Genomic DNA, 20,415 nt, shown 5'->3' on the forward strand with positions numbered 1-20,415 from the left:
CTGAATTTTCAAATAAAAAATCATTTTCATTTATAACAATCATTCATTTAATTTTAGGAGGGGTTTATATGAATAAAATTACATTTCTAGGTGCTGGCAGTACAGTATTCGCAAAAAATGTTTTAGGAGATTGCATGACTGTAGCATCTTTACAAGATTTTGAATTTGCTTTATTTGATATAGATGACGAACGTTTAAAAGACTCAGAACGCATGTTAAATAATCTAAAAGAAAATCTTAACTCAACTGTTAGAATCAAAGCTTACCACAATCGTAAAGAAGCTTTGAGAGGAGCAAAATATGTCATAAATGCAGTCCAAGTTGGAGGTTATGATCCTTCTACAATTATAGATTTTGAAGTTCCTAAACAATATCATTTACGCCAAACGATTGCTGATACATTGGGCATCGGGGGTATCTTCCGTAACCTTAGAACAATTCCTGTCATACAAGATTTTGCTCGTGACATCAAAGCGGTTTGTCCAGATGCTTGGTTTTTAAATTACACTAATCCCATGGCGGTATTAACAAACATCATGCTACAAGAAGGTATTAAGACTGTTGGTTTATGTCATAGTGTTCAAGTCTGTGCACATGACCTACTTGAATCATTAGAAATGCCTACTGATCATATTCAATGGAAAATTGCAGGTATCAATCACATGGCATGGTTGCTTGAAATCAAGCGAGACGGTATGGATCTCTATCCTGAGATTAAAAAGCGTGCGAAAGCAAAACAACAAACTACACATGATGATATGGTACGTTTTGAGTTGATGGATAAATTTGGCTACTACGTTACTGAATCATCTGAACACAATGCAGAATATCATCCTTATTTTATTAAAAGTAACTATCCTGAACTCATTGAAAATTTCAATATTCCTTTAGATGAATACCCACGTCGTTGCGTAAAGCAAATTGAGGATTGGAAACAAATGCGTGATGATATTGTTAATGATAAGCATCTCACACATGAACGTTCACATGAATACGGTTCATATATTATTGAAGCTATGGAAACCAATAAACCCTTTAAAATTGGTGGAAATGTCTTGAATACAGGTGGTTTAATTAGTAATCTACCTGAAAACGCCGTCGTTGAAGTGCCTTGTTTAGTTGATGCAAGTGGCATCTCACCAACTTATATAGGTAACCTTCCTGAACAACTTGCTGCCCTTAATAGGACCAATATAAATACACAATTATTGACGATTGAAGCTGCTTTAACATTACAAAAAGACAAAATCTATCAAGCAGCATTACTAGATCCACACACCGCCTCTGAATTATCTATCAACGACATCATCTCATTATGCGATGATTTAATAGAAGCACATGGGGATTGGTTACCAAAATATAAATAATTATCCCCTTCAGATGTGCAATAACCAGATTGACGCTATCAAATGATAGAAGGCGAAAATGCGATGATTACTATAAACATTAAATTAAATCGTTCGCCAATATACATCAATGAATAAAAATACTGTGTTCAAAATTGATAGTTTAATTAAGTCTAGACCAATTTAGATAAGGGCATCGTGCCATCAAATATAAACACTTACAATATTGGTTGGAATGACTCAAGAGGTGATAGCATTGCAAAAACAATTAACACAGAAAGAAAAATATTCATTTGGCTTTGGTGCATTTGGTAAAGATCTAGTGGTTAACTTAATCGGAATTTATCTCATGTATTATCTCACTGATATATTAGGCATTGCAGCAAGTTTTGTTGGTACTTTGTATTTTGTTGCTCGTATTTGGGACGCCATTAACGACCCTATTATGGGGATGATAGTAGATAAGACCAAAACAAAATGGGGAAAATTCAGACCATGGTTAATTATTGGAACACTGATAAACTCAGTAATCACACTTATTTTATTTACTAACTTTGACTTAACTGGCACGACTTTATATGTATTTATTTCGATTATGTATATTTTGTGGGGCATGACGTATACCATGATGGATGTGCCTTACTGGTCTTGGCTACCAAACCTCACAAACAATCCTACCGAACGTGAAGAAGTGTCAGTCATACCACGTATCTTTGCAAGTTTAGCAAACCTGATTCTTGGATCTATTGGGTTATCTGCTGTTATTTACCTAGATAAATGGTTCGGTAATGGAAATCAGTCAGTTGGATTTTTTATTTTAACTATTATTATCATATTATTTTTCAATTTAACAATTGGTATTACTGTTAAAAACGTCAAAGAAGCACCTACTAATATTGAAAGTGGTATTACACTTAGGTTCAAAGATATATGGAGAATCTTATTTACGAATAAAGAACTACTGGCTTATATCGGTATTATTGTAACTTTTTTCTTAAGCACACAATTTATCGGCAATGTACTTATTTATTATTTCAGCTATGTGGCTGAATCAAAGTTTTTATTTGCGCTTTACAATGGTATGGGATTCATGGAAATCATTGCACTCTTCTTATTTCCTAAAGTATCAAAACTACTTACAAGAGAACGGGTTTTTCCTCTGGCGACAAGTAGTCTAATTTTTGGATTAATCATCTTGCTTATTGCCAGTTATACTACCCCTAAAGCTATATTACCAGTAGTGCTAGGTACAATATTCATTAAAATAGGTTCTGGTTTGATTATGGGAATTATTACTGTTTCAATTGCGGATGTTATAGACTACAGTGAATTAAAGTTCGGACAAAGAAACGAAAGCGTCATTACTTCAACTCAAACATTCTTAATGAAAACAGCTATGGCCGTCTCTGGGTTAGTCACTGGATGGAGTCTAACCATATTCGGTTATGAGCCTGGGGGTCAGCAAAGTGATCTTACAAAAAATGGACTACGTTTTATTATGATTGTCCTTCCCATCATTTGTATTTTAGCAAGTTATGCTATTTATAGATGGAGCTATCATTTAAAGGGCTCCTATATTAAAGATGTAGTAAATGTTTTAAATTTAAGAAAAAGCAAAAAAGGATAAACAAAGACACAAGTCATGACTTGTGTCTTTCTATTCAGATAATCAAGAAATTTGGATTAGATACAACTCCTCATAAACCTCCTATTTTAAATTATCCTTATATGCTTTCATTTTTTGCTGTTTATCATTTATATCTGGTTCAAAATACCAAATACCATCATCTTCCACTTCATTTTCACCATTTATAGAAATTTTATCTATCATTTGAGTCGCGCCTTTATATTGACTATACAGCGATTTTAAATCAGCCACATTAAAGTTTGTTTTAACATTGTTTTCACTTACTTTAAGTATTTTGTTTAATTTTATGAGACTTTTCGAGTCACTCAAAGACTGAGAGACTGCAGCGATAACTTGTCTTTGACGCGCGGTCCTACCTTCATCGCCTCCAGCACCTTCTTCTTTACGACTTCTAACATAATCTAATGCAGCTTTGCCGTTAAGATGTAATGAGTCACCTTTTTGAAACTTAGATCCATTATATTCGAATGTTGCATTACTTTTAACATTTACACCATCTAAGATATCTATGACCTTTTCAAAACCATCCATATCAACAGTGACATAAGCGTCTATTGGTACATCAAAATTATTTTCAATTGTGTCTATCGCTGTTTTAGGGCCACCATAAGCATATGCATGCGCGATTTTTTCACGGTCTCCATACCCAGTAATCTTACTATTTGTATCTCTAGGTATACTAATTAATTTTGTTTTTTTATTTTTAGGATTCACTGCAGCGATAAGCAATGTATCCGTTCTTTGTCCCATATTTACTTTGGCTCTTTTAACATCAGAATCAACCCCAAATATCGCTATTGAAATAGGGTCCTTATTCTTAATTTTTTTCTGGACTTGCTTTAATGCTTTGCTATTGTCACTTGAATCATGAATAGCATTATTAAAATGCAATATTTTATATGTTAAAAATGCACATATAACTATTACAACTATTAATAAAGCCAAAACGACTTTACCTTTCTTCGATAATTTCATCGAGTTTCCTTCTCTCTATTTATATATTTCATCATCGTGGTACTATCGCTTTATTCATTTTGCAATACTTTCTCTTTTTATATTTCTTATAACTGCTATCATAGCTCCTAATGCAATACTAATACTCATTATAGAAGACCCCCCGTAACTCAGCATCGGTAAAGTTACTCCGGTTAGTGGAATCATGCCAGAAATCCCAGCTAAATTTATAAATACTTGCATAAATAAATAACTTACAACACCTATACAAATCAATTTATAAAAATGATTGTTCGTCTTATTTGCATAAGTAAGACCTTTGAATAATATAAAACCATAAATCATTAAAATAAATAGTACTCCAACCAATCCAGTTTCTTCAGAAATAACGGTAAAAATAAAATCAGTATGTGGCTCAGGCAAATATCCTAATTTTGAAATACCATTTCCTAAACCCCGACCAAACAATCCACCGTTGCTAATAGATGTCAAAGCATTGGTTAATTGGTATCCGTCACCATTTTCATATTTAAATGGATCTAACACTACTTTGATACGTTTCATTCTATATAGATTTTTAGCATCAAAAATTAGTGTATAAAGTATGTATAAAACTGTTGGAACAGAAGTTATAGTGAATATTTGCACCTTTATTTTATTTTTAATATCAGAATACATTAACATCGATGCAATAATGGCAACTGTAAGTAAAGTTCCACCTAAATCACCTTGCATTAACACCAGTAGTAACCCTATGCCCAAAACACCTAATGGAGGAATCAAATTTTTCAATTTATAGTCTCTTTTAATAGAAAGCCACCTATCAATAATGTAAGAGAGATAAAATATAGAAGTTAATTTTAAAAATTCTGAGGACTGTAAACTAAATATACCTAAATTAATCCAGTTTTTTGAGCCATTGACTTCTTTACCAACCAAAAGCGTTAACACTAATAAAGCTAATGTGGCTAGCACTATGAATTTCTGGACGCTCACTTTTTTTAACACGTTAATGTTAAGCAACATACTAATAAATAAAATAATAATAAATCCCATCATAAAGAATAAAAATTGTCTTTTCATAAAGTAGTTTGCTGCGATGGGTACTCCATTGGTTAATGTGCCTTTAGAAGCAGAAACCATACTCGCGCTATAGACCATGACAACGCCAATAATACCGAGCAATGCATAGCACATAATTAAACTTAAATCTAAATTTCTACTCCTTTCTTTCAAATATTTTATGAATTTTTTCATGTTGTTTACCCCCTCTAAGCATCTAAATTCCAATTAAACATACTTGTTATTTACACACAATCATACTTTAGGCTCACCTAAACATTTTTTTAATAATTAGATATTAAAAATTTCATAAATATAAATAATATCCATGAAATTTAATCTCACTTCCTCGTTTTTACATTATCGGTTTGTATCAATATAAAGACTTAGCATATTAGACAATAATAAAAGCCTGAGATGTAAAATAGCATTACATCTCAGGCTTTATTTCGTTCTATTAGTATCAACTTCATCTTGCTTACGTTGATGATTTCATATCACTTATGATTTTTTCTTTTTTCCGCTTCTCTTAACTCAATACGTCTAATTTTCCCAGAGTTTGTCTTCGGAAGGTCTTCCACAAATTCAATTGCTCTTGGATATTTATACGGAGCGACGTCTTGTTTCACATAATTTTGCAGTGTCTTAATCGTTGTTTCATCAGCTGCAACATCATCTTGAAGAATGACGAATGCCTTAACAATGTTCCCTCTGATTTCATGTGGACTAGCAACTACAGCACATTCTTTAACATAATTGTGTTTAGTAAGCGAGTCTTCGACTTCAAATGGCCCAATGGTGTATCCTGAACTGATGATAATATCATCTTTACGTCCTTCAAACCAAAAGTATCCATCTTTATCTAACTTTGCTAAGTCACCCGTAGTAAAATATTCACCTATTTTAGGTTCTTCTGTACGTTCAGAATCTTTATAATACCCTTTAAATAGTGCAGGTAAATCTACTGGTACTGCAATATTACCTACTTCACCAGTTTTAGCAAAATCACCATTATCATCAATCACTGTCACATGACTGCCTGGTATTGCTTTACCCATTGAACCCGGACGACTTTCTGTATCTTTTAAGAACCCAATTAATAACGTACTTTCAGTTTGTCCGTAACCGTCTCTAACTGTAAGGTCAAAGTTATCTTGGAACTTTTCAACAACTTCTTTATTGAGAGGTTCCCCTGCAGAAACCGCACTATGCAAATGTTTTAAGTTGTAATCAGTTAAATTAGGTAACTTTGCCATTAAACGATATTCAGTAGGTGTACAACACAGCACATTTATTTTGTATGCTTGTAGTAATTCTAAATATTTCTCAGCATTGAACTTACCATTATATACAAATGCAGTAGCGCCTGAGCCCATTATTGATAAGAATGGGCTCCACACCCATTTTTGCCAACCTGGGGCAGCTGTAGCCCATACAAGATCATCCGCTTCAATACTCAACCAATGTTTTGGTGCCATTTGCATGTGGGCATAACCCCAACCATGCGAATGTACAACAGCTTTAGGATTGCCTGTTGTACCAGATGTATATGAAAGCAGTGCTATGTCATCACGCGATGTTTCAACAATATCTAATTGATCTGTTGTTGTAGCCATTTCATCTTCTACTGTGAACCACTGCTCTTCCTTACCACCAACGATAAACTTCGTTAAAGCATCATATTCTTTGACTGCTTTAAATTCGTTAATACCATCTGCTGTGACAACAATAGCTTTGACTTCACCATGTGTAATTCTATATTGTAAATCTTTAGTACGTAACATTTCAGAACTAGGAATAACTATAATACCTAATTTTAATGCCGCAAGATAGATTTCATAAGTTTCGATGCAACGCGGCATCATTATGAGTACCTTGTCGCCTTTTTTTAAGCCATGATTTAAAAACATATTCCCTACTTTATTTGCATTTTTTATAAGGGATTCATATGTCACTTCTTTTTTGTCACCTGCTTCATCTTCAAAAATGACAGCTTTCTTCGTTGGATCTACTGCAAATTTTTCGATTTCGCTAACAATATTATATTGTTCTGGTGCAATCAAATCTTTTTTATCCATTTCTTACGCTCCTTAAATCATATATCTTTGATTCTGTTTTTTCTCGATGTACTTATATTACACAAAGATATTTCAGTTTAATTTTTCAAAATATTACAACGCATTTTCATGATAATTTTAAACTTTTCATGTGTAAAAAGATATGATTTTGACTTCACAGCATTTCCTATTTTATTAATAACATTTAAAGTATATTATCTTTTCTTAATTACTAATGTATATATAAGGATTACTTTAAAAATTTATCATTTAACTCTAAATATAAAGGTGAAACAAAGAGTTTATTCATATCTCTATGCACCTACAAATCTGCTAAGATAACATTATATAAACTTAAAAAATAAGTTTCAGAAAATTTAAATATCAATCGTTTTTTAGTATTTTAAATATTAAATCATTGAATTTCAATATATAAATATTAAAATTCACAAACAGAAAACTTTTTTATTTCCTGTCTAAATGGTACAATGTCTTAATGTGTAATTTGTTATGAAAGAAGTGAGTCTATTGACCGAAAACGGAACATTTCATGTAGAAAAAAGAGTTCCCTTGTTTATCGTACTGTTATCAGGGGCCTTTATTACGATCTTGAACCAAACATTGCTTGGTACAGCGTTACCACCAATTATGAAAGATCTTCAAGTATCAGAAAGTACAGTACAATGGTTACAATCTATTTTCATGTTAGTTAACGGAATAATGATTCCAGTTACTGCATTTTTAATTCAACGCTTCACCTCGAGACAGTTATTTTTAACCGCAATGGGTATATTCGCCATAGGTACATTACTTTGTGCTGTGGGACCTGAGTTCTCAACATTATTAATTGGACGTGTATTACAAGCTGCAGGCGCTGGTATTATGATGCCACTTATGCAGACAATCTTATTCTTACTATTTCCAGTAGAAAAACGCGGGACAGCAATGGGACTATTTGGATTAGTCATAGCTTTTGCCCCAGCGATTGGACCAACCTTGTCAGGTGTTTTAGTAGAGCATCTATCATGGAGAAGTGTCTTCTACGTTGTACTTCCTATAGCCATCGTTATTATCATCACATCATTTTTCCTTTTGAAAAACGTTACAGAGACAACAAATCCAAAACTAGATATCACTTCAGTCATCCTATCCACATTAGGTTTTGGCGGCCTCTTATACAGTTTTAGTACTGTTGGAGAAGCAGGATGGGCAAGTATTAGTTTTATCGCCCCACTCGTAATCGGAATAATTTCACTAGTGATATTTATTCGTCGTCAATTAAAACTTAAAGAACCAATGCTTGAATTTAGAGTATTTAGTTATGGCATTTATACATTAGGTACAGTACTAAGTATGTTTGTATTTGGCGTATTAATCGCTACAAATATTATTTTGCCGTTATATATGCAAAATATGTTACATTTTTCCGCTCTAGAATCTGGTTTAGTGTTATTACCAGGCGCTATTATTATGGGAGCTATGAATCCTATAACAGGTTATTTATTTGATAGATTCGGTGGTAAATGGCTTGCACGTATAGGTCTGGTCGTCTTAGTGGCTTCTACAGTACCTTTCGCATTCCTTACGACACACACGAGCTTCACTTACCTTGCAACAGGTAATGCATTGCGTATGATATCCATTTCAATGGTTATGATGCCTATGACAACGTTAGCGATTAACCAATTACCTAACCATCTCATTGCGCACGGAACTGCAATGAACAATACTTTTAGACAAATGGCAGGTGCTATTGGTACAGCTGTATTTATTACTTTAATGTCAGTATCGGCAATTCCTAATAAAGGTATTGAGGGTATTATTCATGGTGTTAACGTAACATTTATGGTTGCAACAGGTATTTCAGTCATAGCATTGTTATTATCAATCAAACTATCAGACGAAACCAAACCAGCACGTCGAACAATATAATTATAAAAAAGAAGCCTTACGACATATATGTTGTAAGGCTTCTTTTTATATTTCGAGTTATATCATTATTTAAAAACAAAAGAAGTAAATTCAGTTATTTGAATTTACTTCCTTTGTTAATCTACAAGTGATTTATTCTCTAGCAGCTAATCGATTTAAAGCAATCTCGCCTAATGATTTTGCTGCAACTAGCAATGCATCTTCATTCACTTCAAATTTAGGATGATGGTTCATATATGGTTCTTCTACTTCTTCTGGTTTACAGCCGACAATATAAAAAGTTCCTGGGATTTCTTTTAAATAATATGCGAAATCTTCTGATCCAGTCACTGGTGGAATTTCTACTAAATGCTCAAAATAATCACCCGCACTTGTACTTAACACATCTGCAACATTTTGCGTTTGTTCAGGGTGATTGTATAGTACTGGGTAGCCAAATTGATAGTCTAAATCATATGTGATATCAAACCCAACAGCTACGCTTTTCGCCACTTTTTCAATTTCATCGTACATAAATTGCTCTAAATCATTATTTAAATAACGTGCCGTCCCTTTAATTGTCACGGTATCTTGGATAACATTTGAGCCACCTGGAGCATCAAATGCACCAACTGTAATGACACCCATTTCTAATGGATCGATTCTTCTAGAAACAATAGTTTGTAACGTATTGACAAAATTGGTACCTGCAACTAATGCATCACGTGTTTTATGAGGACTAGCAGCATGACCACCTAACCCTTTAATTGTTAATGTGAATGTAGAACTACCTGAGAATGCATTTCCTTTATTATAAGCAATGACTTCTGGTCCTACTATTGGAGCTACGTGGATACCATAAATTTCATCGATATCACTTAATGCGCCAGATTCTACGATTTGTTTTGCACCGCCTGGAGGCATTTCTTCAGCATGTTGATGAATAATTTTTATGTTACCAGCAAGTTGGTCTTTAATATCAATTAAAGCATCTGCTAAACCTAATAAATAAGCTGTATGTGCATCATGACCACATGCATGCATCACGCCTTCATTTAATGATTTAAATGGCACGTCAGCTTCTTCATTAATTGGTAAAGCATCAAAGTCAGCGCGTAGACCAATTGTTTTTCCTGATTTACCACCTTTGATTTCTACAATGACAGCATTACTTTCAGCAACAGGTTGCGTCACGGTCACATCTTTGCCCTTATAAAAGTCTTTAATATATTGTGCAGTATGCTCTTCTTCAAATGATAATTCAGGATGTTGATGCAAATAGCGTCTATGTTTGACCATATCACTCTCTTTGCTTTCTAGTTTTTCAAACAATGCATCTCTTACATTCATAAACATTCACTTCTCTCATTAGTTTTAAATATATATTTCACAATTTCAATTTTAAGTTTTTTCTCGAATTAATTCAAAGATAATTAATTGTGAAAAGGTATTCATGTTGATTGATAATTGATATTTCAAAGCAAATATATATTATAAATATATAACAGAAGAAAAATAACTCTATATTATCCATTTGATACCTTTAATTGTGTTTCATTTTCTTTTTTATAAATCACATACATCATCGCACTTGCTACTACGACCATTATGAACCCGAAGTAAGGCGTCATTGTAATAGTAAATTGATTTAGTACATAACCTCCAATGACAGATCCCAATGTAATCCCGATATTAAAGGAGGCTATATTTAAACTTGATGCAAAGTTAACTGTCGCTTTATTTTCTCGTTCAGCAAACAATACTACGATTAGTTGCAACCCTGGCACATTCATAAATGCGAATAATCCCATGATTAAAATGGCTATAGTACCTAATATGTGATGTGTGACTGTTATACCAACGAATAGTAATACGATAGCTTGAATGGAAAATATACTAATCAGTGCTTTGGTTGGATGATGATTTGTTAACTTTCCACCCATTGTATTGCCTACAGCAACCATAACCCCATAAATCACTAATAATATGACAACTGCATCATCACTATAATGTAAAGCGTCTGTTAGCAATGTTGTCAGATAAGTATAAACCACAAATGTACCACCATATCCCAAAGCAGTAATCAAATACACCATCATTAATGATTTATTTTTAAAAACTTTTAATTGTTCTAACATCGGTGCTTGATCATATTCATTCAAATCATTGGGCACCACAAATATATTTGCAATTAAGCTGATGAGTCCTATAACAGCAATGGTAATAAATGACATTTCCCAACCAAATTGTTGACCAATCCATGTTCCAATCGGCACACCTGTAATTGTCGCTACTGTTAATCCAGTAAACATCATTGCTATTGCACTCGAACGTTTATCTGGTGTAACTAAATCACTGGCAATAGCTGTTGCTATAGACATGAATACACCATGCATTAATGCTGATAAAATACGCATAGCTAATAACATAGTAAAAGTTGTAGATAATGCCGCTAATGTATTAGCAATAATAAATACTAGCATAATAGCTATTAATAAATGTTTTCTTTTTATTTTGTTCGTTAACGGCGTAAGTAATGGCGCGCCAAGCGTGACCCCAACGGCGTATAATGATACAGTCAATCCTGCAAGTGGAATTGTCGTGTTAAATGCTGTTTTAATAAGTGGTAATAAGCCAACGCTAATAAATTCTGTCATTCCAATTGCAAAAGCAGACATTGCTAAAGCTAGTATGGCAAATTTGTTTTTATTCATAATAATTTTACTCCTTTTATTTTTGTATATGTGTTAATATAAGCTACACATATAACAATAGGAAGTACGCACTTTAAAGTGCTATAGGTACTATTTAGTACCCACAAGGAGGTAGAGTTATGAATAAGACTTATAATATAGGCGTAGAAGCAACGATTGATGTTATCGGAGGCAAATGGAAACCTGTCATCCTATGTCATTTACAAAATAATGGCCTAATGCGAACATCTGCATTAAAACGCGCTATTCCCACAATTACACAAAAGATGTTAACACAGCAATTAAGAGAATTAGAAAAAGATGGTATCATCAATCGTATTGTTTACGATCAAGTACCACCAAAAGTAGAATATGAACTATCAGAATATGGGCAATCGCTTGGCAAAATTCTTTCGTCACTTTGTTATTGGGGCGAGTTTCATGTTGAAAAAATGCATCAACAAGGTGAATCTGTTTCTTTGGCACAACAAGACTATATCAATATACCTCATTAACATGCTTCTTGAAATTATGAAAAATTTCAGGTTAAGGCGCTCATTACCTTTCAAATGAATCTTCAAACCATCATTATATAGCCTAAACGGCTACTAAAGACTACAGACACCACGCTTGTAATATAAGTGTGGTGTCTACGTTTCTCATGCTCCTAGACTAAGATAATTTGACTCATCCATGTACTAATATGTGATAGCTAATTCACTGACGTGCCCTTTTTATTTTTAGTATGTTTTACGTGACTACTAATATACATCACCACAAGTAACACAATTAAAAGCACTGACAAATTATACATTCCTCTGTATCCAGTTAAATTTGCAACACTACCCAGAACAGGCGCACCTTATGCCATACCTAAGTCCATTGCACTAAGAACCATCGCATTAGCTGTACCCCTTTTCTCAGCTGAGACTCTATTAATTGCCCAAGCTTGAAAGGATGGTTGCATGATACTATATGCGATTCCATAAAAGATTGCAGCAATGAAAAAAACAACCAATCCATGAGTAGCGGAAATTAATACTAGTCCAATCACACTACATATACTCGCTGGATAAATTAAGTATTTATGTCCTAATTGGTCGTATACTTTACCAGATATAGGTCTAATTAAAATAATAACAATAGCAAGTATTAAAAAGAAAAATGATACTTTAGCTCCTAAATGCGCCTCAGCTCCTAATCCATTAATAAAATTAACAATTCCTGAATAAGTACAATAAAAAAGCATTACTAAAAAGCATGGAAGTAATGCTTTTTTATCTAAAATAGAATCTAATATAGATTTATTTTGACTGATATATACATCTAATGTCTCAGATTTTTCATACTTTATGAATAAAGTGGCAACTATCGAAAATAGAATTAAAAACATAGTAATAATCAGTAAATATTGAAATGAAAATGTATGTAATATAGAAATTGCAATCATAGGCCCAAGTGTAGTTCCTAAACTTGTTGCCATTCCAAAATAACCTATGCCTTCTCCCATTCTTTCAAGCGGTATTAAATTTGTGGCAAGCGTAGCTAAAAGTGTAGTTGTAACTCCAAATCCAACACCTTCTAATACTCTTATAGTAATTAATAGAGGCATTGCTTCTTGATCGTAACTGGCTACAATACATATAAATACAAAAATAAGCGAAAAACACAGTAATTTTTTGATATTTATTTTGTACAGTAGCATCCCTATCATAGGACGAGTAACTATTGCTGCAAACATAAAAGCTGTGGTCATCACACCTCCCATTGTAGGATTATGACTAATATTAGTAACAAAAATCGAAAATCCTCCGGTAAGCATTTGTAAACACAAATAAAAACCTATCGTGATTAAAACAGTAAGTGAGAATTGCCAAGTCCATAATTTAGATACTGATGATGACAATGATAAGCCCTTCTTTCAAAATAATTCGCATCAATCATTTTCACAATTAAAAATAAATAATTAATACTGTGCTTCTACTTTACAATCGCCTAATTAATATGTCTAATATATATTTATACACTGATTAATATGTATAAAGTATCACTAAAATTAAGAAGGAGTTAGAAAATGGAATTACGTCACTTGAAATATTTTAAAACTGTAGCAGAAGAGTTACACTTTGGAAAAGCTGCAAAACGTTTGAATATGGCACAACCACCGTTAAGCCTTCAAATTCGTCAACTCGAGGAAGAACTAGGAGTACCTCTTTTTCGTAGAACGAAAAGAAGTGTTACATTAACCCAAGAAGGACATGTGTTTTTAGAAAAAGTTTATCAGTTACTTGAAAACTTAAACGAATCTATCGAAACAGTACGCTTGGTGAATAGAGGCGAAAGCGGTGAAATCGTAATAGGCTTCTTAGCTTCTGCAGCTTATGATGTATTACCAAGTATAATTAAAAGTTACAGACATCATTATCCATCTATTCACGTAACCTTAAAACAACTTACCACTGCTGAACAATTAAAAGCATTACAAGATGAAACTATTGATATTGGTATCATTAGTGAACCAATTGAAACAACGCTATTTAATTACGAAATCATTAGACAAGAGCCAATGGTAGTAGCTTTACCTAGCAATCATTCATTAACTAGAACGCAACACCCTATTACGCTAAGCGATTTAGCGTCTGAGGCTTTTATTTTAACTGGAAGAAAAGAGAATCAACTTCACTATGATAAAGTCATTAATAGTTGTGGCTTAGCTGGATTTAGCCCTCATATCCTACAGGAGACTAAAGAAATGTCTACATTAATATCTTTAGTTTCTGCAGGTATCGGTATAGCTATCGTTCCATCTTCTATTCAATCCCTACTACAAAATGAGGTCGTTTATCGAGAAATTTCAGACAGCCACATTAAGACTGTTACTGCACTCGTATGGGATAGTAAAAATGACTCTCCAATAGTAAATGCTTTTGTGGAATTAGTAAAATCGTCTGTGATTCCTATGTTTCAAAGTAATCACAATTAATAATACTCACAACTAAAAATGGTATGTGATAATCTATTATTCCTAATTATAGAAATGTACTTATAATTTCTGTATTTTCAATGTAAATCGTCACTCGCTTATATACGTCATTTAGATACTTTTGTGATACACACTTTAATTTCATCACTTCCCCTATGGTTAATATTTTACATTAAGGCTATATATAAACTAATTAGGAAGATATCTGTTTGAATTACTGGAGGCGTGCTTATGAAATCTATCAAAGAAAATCATCCGCTTGATATCGCAACACAATTAATTCGTAAAGAAGACCATTACTTGGGTCACACTTCAGATCATTATGCTAATATGGTAGGTCCTTTTGGTGGCATCACTGCGGCGACAATGCTTAACGCAGTCTTACAACACACTGAACATATTGGAGATCCTGTGTCTTTAACCATCAATTATGCTGCACCTGTTTCTGATGGTAGTTTTGAAATCAAAGCTACCCCAGCTCGAACAAATCGAGCTACACAACATTGGTTTATTGAACTATTTCAAGATGATGAAATTGTCATTACGGGGACTGCAGTATTTGCAAAAAGAAGAGAAACTTGGTCTTCAACAGAGCTAAAATTCCCTGCTGTGCCCAATCCTGAAGAGGCATATCCAATTTCTTCAAAAGGGCTGCCATCTTGGGTACGACAATACGACATTAAAATTATTCAAGGGTTGCCATCAGCATTTTCACATCATGTACAAACAGAAGTACCTTCATCTACGACTTTACAATGGATTCATGATGAGCCTAAACGTAATATCGATTTCCTATCACTTACTGCTATTTGTGACGCATTTTTTCCGAGGATTTATGTACGTCGTAAGCAAATTGTGCCTATAGGAACAATTTCGCTCACGATTTATTTCCATGTTGATTCCAAGCAACTTCAAACATATGGCGATGAAGTCGTGTTAGGACATGCAACTGCGAATCAATTCCATAATGGCTTTTTTGATCAAACTGCGGAAATATGGTCTCCTAAAGGTGACTTACTCGCTACCTCATCTCAATTTGTCTATTACAAAGAATAAAGGCACATAAACCAATCATATTTTCCTTTTTAGCTTTTTTACTCTTACAATACAAATTTTGAATAATATCCATAACCTCCAAATATTTTACAATCTATGGCACAAACTTGAAGATTTAAGCTAATATTATGTGCTGCCTCTATCAAAGAAGCATGTCCGCAACAAACATATTCAAAAACTGTCACAAAGTTGTAGAACTCGCTGATAACATCAACACAGTTCCTTTTAACCTAAGGCTCTGTGTTTTTTATTAATGTATCAATTATATAAATGCTAATACTTCTATCATAAAGTTACCCGGTGCTTTGATATAAAATGTATATCCATGTGGTGTTACTTTAGGATCTGGAACCTTATAACCAGCTACCTTGAGCGACGTATGAATATTATCTACATCTTCTTTTGACTTTTGTGGGAATCCAATATGAAAAGTCTTAGGATAGCTCACGTCTTTGCCCTGCATTAAAGTTAATATAAAACCGTCTTTCCCGAGCAATACTTCTGGATTTTTTCCCGCTTCTGTCTTTAACGTAAAATCAAAATAAGTCTGTAAAAATTCACGTGTTTCTCCTATATTATCTACTGTTAAATTGATATGTTTTAGTTCCATCATCACATCTCCTTTTTATCTATATAGCTCACACTATAGCACTTCCAATGATTATACAACCAACTCAAAATCACTACTTATATAATCAATTTCATATAAATATTATTTCTAAACGACGATTTCAAAGTTATTTATCGCCCTAAATGTAAACTTATTTTAAAAATAAGTTTACATTTAGGGTGAAAAAGCTTTATTATAAATATAGAAATTCTTAAATTAGCGAGGTCATTTATGAAAATATTTATAACAAGTACAAATACAGATATCGGAAAAACTTACATAACGATTCACCTATATCACTTATTAAAAATGGAGGGTTATAACGTTTGTATATTTAAACCACTTCAAACCGAAGAACTTGATGACGGCACATATCCAGATTTAGAAATATACAAACGGGAATGTCATTTAGATTATCAAGTCACATCACTATATAAGTTTAAAGATCCTATTTCTCCACACCTCGCATTTAAACGTGAAAATGATCAAAAATTTGATAAAACGAAAATATTATCAAAGCTCAATGTTTTAGAACATCAATTTGATGTCATCTTAATTGAAGGCGCTGGTGGAATTGCCGTCCCTATACATGAAAATGAAAATAGCTTTTATATGACGGCTGATTTAATACGTGATACTGCTGATATGGTTTTGAGCGTTTTACCATCTCAACTCGGAGCTATTAGTGATGCCATTGTCCATCAACATTTTCTAAGTCATATGCATTTACCGTCTAATATATTAATCATGAATCAATATACCGATAGTTCAGTTGAACAAGATAACAAACATACAATTGAAAAACTTACACAGAAAGATGTTTATACTTTCTCAAAAAACGCTACTTATAATGATTTTTCTAAAACATTTATTACTACTTTAAAAGGAGCTATAAACCATGAATAACCACGATTTAGTAAATAAAGATTTAGCATACGTTTGGCACCCATTCACTCAAATGGGCGTATATAGTAAAACTGATCCTATCATTATAGAAAAAGGTAAAGGTAGCTATTTATATGACACAAAAGGAAATAGATACTTAGATGGCTATGCTTCTCTCTGGGTTAATGCCCATGGTCATCGCAATAAGCAATTAAATAAAGCGATTCAAAAACAATTAAATAAAATTTCTCATTCAACACTTTTAGGGTCATCGAATATCCCCTCTATTGAGTTAGCTGAGAAATTAATAGACATAACGCCACAAAAATTAACCAAAGTATTTTATTCCGATACTGGGAGCGCTTCTGTAGAAATCGCTATTAAAATGGCTTACCAGTATTGGAAAAATATAGATAAACATAAATATTCAAAGAAAAATAAATTTTTAACCTTGCACAATGGTTATCATGGCGATACATTGGGTGCGGTAAGTGTAGGCGGCATTGATAGTTTTCATAAAATTTTTAAGGACCTAATTTTTGAAAATATACAAGTAGAGAGTCCTTCTTTATATCAAAGTAACTATAAAAATGAAGATGAAATGATGCAAGCTATATTAAAACAAATTGAAACTATTTTAATATCTAGAGCTGATGAAATTGCAGGATTTGTCATTGAACCACTCATACAAGGTGCGACAGGTCTATTTGTGCACCCACAAGGTTTTTTAAAAGCAGTTGAACGTTTATGTAGACAATATGACATCTTGCTTATTTGTGATGAAGTAGCCGTAGGATTTGGAAGAACTGGTGAGATGTTTGCATGTAACCATGAAGATGTTCAACCAGACATTATGTGTCTAGGCAAAGCAATTACAGGTGGCTACTTACCTTTAGCTGCTACATTAACGTCACAACGCATTTATAATGCTTTTTTAAGTGATAGACATGAAGAGAAAACATTTTTCCATGGTCATACCTATACAGGAAATCAAATCGTATGTTCCGTGGCCTTGGAAAGTATTAAACTCTTTGAACAACAGAAATTGATTAGCCATATTCAAAAAACGTCGAAAATACTATCTGAAAAACTTTTTGAATTAAAAGACCATAAACACGTGGGAGATATTAGAGGGAGAGGATTAATGTTTGGCGTTGAATTAGTATCAGATAAAGCATATAAAACCCCCTTAGATATAGAGCGCGTTGAAGAAATCATTAGTCAGTGTAAATCAAAGGGCTTAATGATACGAAATTTAGAAAATGTTATCACCTTCGTGCCAGTTCTCAATATGTCTGTGAAAGAGATCAAAAAAATGACCAATATTTTCAAAAAAGTCCTGATATCAACGTTAAGTAAAACAAATGATACTCAGCATTAGGAGTAATTGAGCATGGATACCCAAAAAATCATAAACGACATTAAAGCAGATGGCACATATAGAACTTTAAAAAATATAACTCAAGTTTCTGGAAAATACATTACCATAAACAAGACAAATTACATCAACTTCACTTCAAACGATTATTTAGGAATTGGACAATTCAACTTAAATTTAGAGGATTTTCAAACATTTTCGAAACAATTTAGTAATACTTTATCTAGTTCCCGATTAATTAGTGGTAATTCTGTTGTCTATTCAAACTTAGAAAAATCTATAAGCCAGTCATTTGGTTTTGAAGATTGTTTCATTACTAATAGTGGATATGATGCAAACTTAGCAGTCTTTAATATTTTTAAAGATGAAGATGTGGTTGTGTTTTCAGATCAAAAAAATCATGCGAGTATTATAGATGGGATTAAACTCAGTGACTTAAACAAGGTTATTTATCAACATCTAGATTACACTGCATTGGAAATGCAATTGAAACAATACCCATTCCATACTAAACTCATCGTTTCAGATAGTGTCTTCTCAACCAACGGTAACATCATAGATTTACAACATTTAATTAACCTTAAAAACAAATATAGTAATACTTTACTTATCATTGATGACTCACATGGATTGGGGTTAAAGCTTTTTGATAGTTATCAAGGGATTGATATACTCACTTCAAGTTTGTCTAAAACTTGGGGTGCTCATGGAGGGATGATTTTAAGTTCTGAAAACATTAAAACACTTATCATCAACAAAGGGCGCGCTGTAATTTATTCAAGTGGTTTACCAATATTCAATTTATATCAGCTTATGACAAATTTTCAATATGTTATAACCTGTAACACTAGAAGGGAAAAGTTGTTAGATTTAAGCCGTTATTTTAATGAGCAATATCAGGTACTTTTCAATCATCAAGTAGACTCCCTTTCACCGATAAAAAATATTATTTTACCCTGTCTTAAATCTACAGAGCAAGTACATACATATTTATATGATAACGGCTTATTTACAAGCCTTTTGAGATACCCAACAGTTGAAGTCCCAACCCTACGTATCTCACTTTCTTATTTCCATAGTAAGAAAGATATAGATGTACTTTTAAAATTAATTAAAAATTATATCCAGGGAGTGGTTTGAATGTACAGCATTAAAATGAGGGCTAGTTATCAACAAAACCATATCAGTGGTGGCGAAACAATGTGTGAAGCAGAAAATATTGCGGCAACGATTCAAAGGTTTTTTGAAAAAGGATTTTACCATGAGAATGGTGAGGTTGATTTCCTAAATTTGAAAATAGAAAAAATCACTCAACCCTTAACACACTTACACTCATTGGTACGACATAATGAAGTCAAAACAAACTTGGAAGATATTGTAGCACAAAGCAATGTCTCTTCATTAGCTTTGAAAAAAGGATTATCTTATATTTTTAACGATGTGCTATACACAGGTGCGATTATACTATCTGCACAGTCTGGAAAAAGATTAGATACTACTGGGCAAAGAGGTGTGCGAGTTACAAACTTTTCTTTCCCTTCTATACACTCTAGTGAATTAAGCGAAAGAATTAAAGATGCCATTTCTATCGCAACATGTACAACACACTTTAAAGGCGTATATGGTGAATTGTGCGTTTCTGACGATGTACATTATACGACTGGCTACTACGCGACAAAGCAATTAGGCTATCATCGTATATTTAATATAAAAGAAGCAGGTACACGCCATGGTGGCAGAATTATCTTTGTGGATGACAATTTAAATATGAGTGACTATATACATTTTCTAGAATGTACGCCAAAACGCATTCTTGCTTGATTTAAAATTAT

General features: G+C 33.0%; 17 protein-coding genes. 10 read left to right on the plus strand and 7 right to left on the minus strand.

The features are described 5' to 3' along the window. The first annotated feature begins 68 nt into the window (after window positions 1–68). Both melA and melB read left to right on the plus strand, forming a co-directional pair. Window positions 69–1,367, plus strand: coding sequence for an alpha-glucosidase/alpha-galactosidase (gene melA, locus PYW31_RS12270; protein ID WP_046836928.1), 1,299 nt, complete (start codon window positions 69–71; stop codon window positions 1,365–1,367). Between the two features lie 235 nt (window positions 1,368–1,602). Next, the gene (melB, locus tag PYW31_RS12275; protein ID WP_046836929.1) at window positions 1,603–2,973 is read left to right on the plus strand and encodes a melibiose:sodium transporter MelB; all 1,371 of its coding nucleotides are present in this window, start codon (window positions 1,603–1,605) and stop codon (window positions 2,971–2,973) included. A gap of 81 nt (window positions 2,974–3,054) precedes the next feature. Here the strand turns inward: melB and PYW31_RS12280 are convergent, their stop codons facing one another. From PYW31_RS12280 to mbcS, 3 genes are all read right to left on the minus strand, one after another. Further along, window positions 3,055–3,969 carry an LCP family protein gene (locus PYW31_RS12280; protein WP_046836930.1) on the minus strand — a complete coding sequence of 305 codons (915 nt, stop codon included), beginning with the start codon at window positions 3,967–3,969 and terminating at the stop codon, window positions 3,055–3,057. Window positions 3,970–4,023: 54 nt separating this feature from the next. Further along, window positions 4,024–5,205 carry an FtsW/RodA/SpoVE family cell cycle protein gene (locus tag PYW31_RS12285; protein ID WP_046836931.1) on the minus strand — a complete coding sequence of 394 codons (1,182 nt, stop codon included), beginning with the start codon at window positions 5,203–5,205 and terminating at the stop codon, window positions 4,024–4,026. A gap of 302 nt (window positions 5,206–5,507) precedes the next feature. Next, on the minus strand, window positions 5,508–7,088 hold the full coding sequence (gene mbcS / locus PYW31_RS12290; RefSeq protein WP_046836932.1) for an acyl-CoA synthetase MbcS: 1,581 nt from the start codon (window positions 7,086–7,088) through the stop codon (window positions 5,508–5,510). A 489-nt stretch (window positions 7,089–7,577) separates the two neighbouring features. Between mbcS and PYW31_RS12295 the strand changes: the two genes are divergently transcribed. Next, window positions 7,578–8,999: an MDR family MFS transporter gene (locus tag PYW31_RS12295; protein WP_235602247.1), complete on the plus strand. Its 1,422-nt coding sequence runs from the start codon at window positions 7,578–7,580 to the stop codon at window positions 8,997–8,999. A 132-nt stretch (window positions 9,000–9,131) separates the two neighbouring features. On the opposite strand, the gene PYW31_RS12300 is transcribed toward PYW31_RS12295, so the two are convergent. Both PYW31_RS12300 and PYW31_RS12305 read right to left on the minus strand, forming a co-directional pair. Continuing rightward, window positions 9,132–10,328 (minus strand): amidohydrolase, encoded by a 1,197-nt coding sequence (locus PYW31_RS12300; RefSeq protein WP_046837030.1) that lies wholly within the window; start codon window positions 10,326–10,328, stop codon window positions 9,132–9,134. Between the two features lie 176 nt (window positions 10,329–10,504). After that, the gene (locus tag PYW31_RS12305; RefSeq protein ID WP_046836933.1) at window positions 10,505–11,692 is read right to left on the minus strand and encodes an MFS transporter; all 1,188 of its coding nucleotides are present in this window, start codon (window positions 11,690–11,692) and stop codon (window positions 10,505–10,507) included. Window positions 11,693–11,811: 119 nt separating this feature from the next. Between PYW31_RS12305 and PYW31_RS12310 the strand changes: the two genes are divergently transcribed. After that, window positions 11,812–12,186 (plus strand): winged helix-turn-helix transcriptional regulator, encoded by a 375-nt coding sequence (locus tag PYW31_RS12310; RefSeq protein ID WP_046836934.1) that lies wholly within the window; start codon window positions 11,812–11,814, stop codon window positions 12,184–12,186. A gap of 347 nt (window positions 12,187–12,533) precedes the next feature. Here the strand turns inward: PYW31_RS12310 and PYW31_RS12315 are convergent, their stop codons facing one another. Next, window positions 12,534–13,577 (minus strand): MFS transporter, encoded by a 1,044-nt coding sequence (locus PYW31_RS12315; protein ID WP_235602248.1) that lies wholly within the window; start codon window positions 13,575–13,577, stop codon window positions 12,534–12,536. A gap of 168 nt (window positions 13,578–13,745) precedes the next feature. Between PYW31_RS12315 and PYW31_RS12320 the strand changes: the two genes are divergently transcribed. Beyond that, window positions 13,746–14,654, plus strand: coding sequence for a LysR family transcriptional regulator (locus PYW31_RS12320; RefSeq protein WP_046836935.1), 909 nt, complete (start codon window positions 13,746–13,748; stop codon window positions 14,652–14,654). 231 nt (window positions 14,655–14,885) lie between these two features. After that, window positions 14,886–15,710: an acyl-CoA thioesterase gene (locus PYW31_RS12325; protein ID WP_046836936.1), complete on the plus strand. Its 825-nt coding sequence runs from the start codon at window positions 14,886–14,888 to the stop codon at window positions 15,708–15,710. Window positions 15,711–15,972: 262 nt separating this feature from the next. On the opposite strand, the gene PYW31_RS12330 is transcribed toward PYW31_RS12325, so the two are convergent. Further along, entirely contained in the window at window positions 15,973–16,320 is a 348-nt protein-coding gene (locus PYW31_RS12330; RefSeq protein WP_046836937.1) for a VOC family protein, read from the minus strand. Between the two features lie 231 nt (window positions 16,321–16,551). Here PYW31_RS12330 and bioD point away from each other — a divergent pair, with 231 nt between their 5' ends. The 4 genes from bioD to PYW31_RS12350 are packed head-to-tail and all read left to right on the plus strand — an operon-like array spanning window position 16,552 to window position 20,404. Further along, window positions 16,552–17,226, plus strand: coding sequence for a dethiobiotin synthase (gene bioD, locus PYW31_RS12335; RefSeq protein ID WP_046836938.1), 675 nt, complete (start codon window positions 16,552–16,554; stop codon window positions 17,224–17,226). After that, window positions 17,219–18,586, plus strand: coding sequence for an adenosylmethionine--8-amino-7-oxononanoate transaminase (bioA, locus tag PYW31_RS12340; RefSeq protein WP_046836939.1), 1,368 nt, complete (start codon window positions 17,219–17,221; stop codon window positions 18,584–18,586). The genes bioD and bioA overlap by 8 nt, the downstream gene beginning before the upstream one ends. 12 nt (window positions 18,587–18,598) lie before the next feature. After that, on the plus strand, window positions 18,599–19,723 hold the full coding sequence (locus tag PYW31_RS12345; RefSeq protein ID WP_046836940.1) for an aminotransferase class I/II-fold pyridoxal phosphate-dependent enzyme: 1,125 nt from the start codon (window positions 18,599–18,601) through the stop codon (window positions 19,721–19,723). After that, complete coding sequence (locus PYW31_RS12350; protein WP_046836941.1) at window positions 19,724–20,404, plus strand: 6-carboxyhexanoate--CoA ligase; 681 nt, start codon at window positions 19,724–19,726, stop codon at window positions 20,402–20,404. It begins immediately after the preceding gene. The last annotated feature ends 11 nt before the right edge of the window (window positions 20,405–20,415 follow it).

This window comes from Staphylococcus succinus, from assembly GCF_029024945.1.
Lineage (GTDB): Bacteria > Bacillota > Bacilli > Staphylococcales > Staphylococcaceae > Staphylococcus > Staphylococcus succinus.

What these genes read in the sequence shown, in the direction of transcription:
- melA (WP_046836928.1), top strand. Translation starts at nt 69, where the DNA reads ATGAATAAAATTACATTTCTAGGTGCTGGCAGTACAGTATTCGCAAAA.
- PYW31_RS12280 (WP_046836930.1), bottom strand. Translation starts at nt 3,969, where the DNA reads ATGAAATTATCGAAGAAAGGTAAAGTCGTTTTGGCTTTATTAATAGTT.
- PYW31_RS12285 (WP_046836931.1), bottom strand. Translation starts at nt 5,205, where the DNA reads ATGAAAAAATTCATAAAATATTTGAAAGAAAGGAGTAGAAATTTAGAT.
- mbcS (WP_046836932.1), bottom strand. Translation starts at nt 7,088, where the DNA reads ATGGATAAAAAAGATTTGATTGCACCAGAACAATATAATATTGTTAGC.
- PYW31_RS12295 (WP_235602247.1), top strand. Translation starts at nt 7,578, where the DNA reads ATGAAAGAAGTGAGTCTATTGACCGAAAACGGAACATTTCATGTAGAA.
- PYW31_RS12300 (WP_046837030.1), bottom strand. Translation starts at nt 10,328, where the DNA reads ATGAATGTAAGAGATGCATTGTTTGAAAAACTAGAAAGCAAAGAGAGT.
- PYW31_RS12305 (WP_046836933.1), bottom strand. Translation starts at nt 11,692, where the DNA reads ATGAATAAAAACAAATTTGCCATACTAGCTTTAGCAATGTCTGCTTTT.
- PYW31_RS12310 (WP_046836934.1), top strand. Translation starts at nt 11,812, where the DNA reads ATGAATAAGACTTATAATATAGGCGTAGAAGCAACGATTGATGTTATC.
- PYW31_RS12320 (WP_046836935.1), top strand. Translation starts at nt 13,746, where the DNA reads ATGGAATTACGTCACTTGAAATATTTTAAAACTGTAGCAGAAGAGTTA.
- PYW31_RS12325 (WP_046836936.1), top strand. Translation starts at nt 14,886, where the DNA reads ATGAAATCTATCAAAGAAAATCATCCGCTTGATATCGCAACACAATTA.
- PYW31_RS12330 (WP_046836937.1), bottom strand. Translation starts at nt 16,320, where the DNA reads ATGGAACTAAAACATATCAATTTAACAGTAGATAATATAGGAGAAACA.
- bioD (WP_046836938.1), top strand. Translation starts at nt 16,552, where the DNA reads ATGAAAATATTTATAACAAGTACAAATACAGATATCGGAAAAACTTAC.
- bioA (WP_046836939.1), top strand. Translation starts at nt 17,219, where the DNA reads ATGAATAACCACGATTTAGTAAATAAAGATTTAGCATACGTTTGGCAC.
- PYW31_RS12345 (WP_046836940.1), top strand. Translation starts at nt 18,599, where the DNA reads ATGGATACCCAAAAAATCATAAACGACATTAAAGCAGATGGCACATAT.
- PYW31_RS12350 (WP_046836941.1), top strand. Translation starts at nt 19,724, where the DNA reads ATGTACAGCATTAAAATGAGGGCTAGTTATCAACAAAACCATATCAGT.